Source organism: Bradyrhizobium sp. CCBAU 11361, from assembly GCF_028128935.1.
In the GTDB taxonomy this organism is placed as follows: Bacteria; Pseudomonadota; Alphaproteobacteria; order Rhizobiales; family Xanthobacteraceae; genus Bradyrhizobium; species Bradyrhizobium niftali.
On record NZ_LBJZ01000060.1, the window covers coordinates 1 to 603 of the forward strand.

The following is a 603-nucleotide window of genomic DNA, read 5'->3' on the forward strand; positions in this document are numbered from 1 at the left end:
GTCGATCGTTAATAAGCCGAATTGGGCTGAACTGGACAGTTGAGCGTTGGCCAGAGTGAGAGCAGGAAGAGGGACAAAAGGTCTCTGAGCCAAGCCAGGACACGGCGGAGGTTGTGGCCAACGGCCGAGAGGAGAACGTTAGCGGCATCTCCGGCGCGGCCTTTGAGATAGCAGCGGCCAAGGTGACCTTCGTTCTTCATGTGTCCGATGATGGGCTCGATGGCGGAACGGCGGCGTAGCTCGCGCTTGATGACGCCGAAGACGCCGCGCTTCTGGCCCGAGATGAAGACGCGGCGGGGATTTTGTGTGTCGTGGCCGCGATATCCCTTGTCGACATAGGCCCGTTCGATCGGGCAGCCGGTGAGGCTCTCGGTGCGCTCGATGACGTCGCGAAGGGTATGACCGTCGTAGGGGTTGTCCGGCAGCGAGCAGGCGTGGAGCACGAACAAGCCGCCGGGAGCTCTTTGGTTGTTGGTGACGATGGATGCCTTCACGCCGAACTCATAGGGCGCGGCGGCCTTGCCCTTGCCGATGCACTCGACCTCCGGAGCATGGAAGGAATACAGCTTGAAGCCGCGCTGGCGCTGCTGCTGCGAGCGGATC

1 protein-coding gene is annotated in these 603 nt (G+C 62.2%); it reads right to left on the reverse strand.

Going from position 1 to position 603, the window contains the following annotated elements:
• Window positions 1-8: 8 nt before the first annotated feature.
• A partial coding sequence (locus tag XI08_RS09825; RefSeq protein ID WP_271574264.1) for a transposase occupies window positions 9-603 on the reverse strand: 595 nt, incomplete at its 5' end.